Raw genomic sequence first — 1,085 nt, 5'->3', positions numbered from 1 at the left:
GAAGGCGGCATTCTGCGCAACTCGAACGGCGAGCGCTTCATGGAGCGCTACGCGCCGACCCTGAAGGATCTGGCGCCGCGCGACTTCGTTTCGCGCTCGATGGACCAGGAAATCAAGGAAGGCCGTGGCGTGGGTCCGCACAAGGACCACGTGCTGCTCGACCTGTCGCACATCGGCGCCGAGACGATCCTGAAGCGTCTGCCGTCGATCCGCGAAATCGCGCTGAGGTTTGCGAACGTGGACTGCATCAAGGAGCCGATCCCGGTCGTGCCGACCATCCACTACCAGATGGGCGGCATCCCCACGAACATCAACGGTCAGGTCGTCGGGACGCCGAAGGGTCACGAAGAAGTCGTCAACGGCTTCTACGCCGTGGGCGAATGCTCGTGCGTGTCGGTGCACGGCGCGAACCGCCTCGGTACGAACTCGCTGCTCGACCTCGTGGTGTTCGGCCGCGCGGCCGGCAACCACATCGTCAAGCACGTCAAGGAACTGCGCGATCACAAGCCGCTGCCTGCCGACGCCGCCGACTTCGCGCTCTCGCGCCTGGCCGAGCTCGACAAGTCGACTTCGGGCGAGTACGCGCAGAGCGTGGCGAACGACATCCGCGGCACGATGCAGAAGCACGCCGGCGTGTTCCGTACCTCGAAGCTGCTGGCGGAAGGTGTGAAGGAAATCTCGGAGGTGGCCGAGCGCGTGAAGCACATCCACCTCAAGGACAAGTCGAAGGTGTTCAACACGGCGCGCGTCGAGGCGCTCGAAGTGGCGAACCTCATCGAGGTGGCCCGCGCGACGATGATTTCGGCCGAAGCGCGCAAGGAAAGCCGTGGCGCCCACGCGCAGGACGACTACCCGCATCGTGACGACGAAAACTGGCTGCGCCATACGCTCTGGCACAGCGAAGACAACCGACTCGACTACAAGCCGGTTCACATGCAACCGCTGACCGTCGAATCGGTGCCGCCGAAGCCGCGTACGTTCTAAGCCAAAGCCAGTCAAAGGGAATCGGAAATGGCCAAACGAATTTTTGAAGTCTACCGCTACGATCCGGACAAGGACGCGGCGCCGCGCATGCAGACGTACGA

At 63.5% G+C, this 1,085-nt stretch carries 1 protein-coding gene; it reads left to right on the top strand.

Annotation, left to right across the window (positions count from 1 at the left end):
• Positions 1–984: FAD-binding protein (locus BLU17_RS32140; RefSeq protein ID WP_143189419.1), on the top strand; the 984-nt coding region annotated here is incomplete at its 5' end.
• Positions 985–1,085 lie beyond the last annotated feature (101 nt).

Source organism: Paraburkholderia lycopersici (genome assembly GCF_900096975.1).
In the GTDB taxonomy this organism is placed as follows: domain Bacteria; phylum Pseudomonadota; class Gammaproteobacteria; order Burkholderiales; family Burkholderiaceae; genus Paraburkholderia; species Paraburkholderia lycopersici.
Note: the sequence above shows the minus strand (reverse complement) of the source record. Positions and strands in the feature narration are given on the sequence as shown.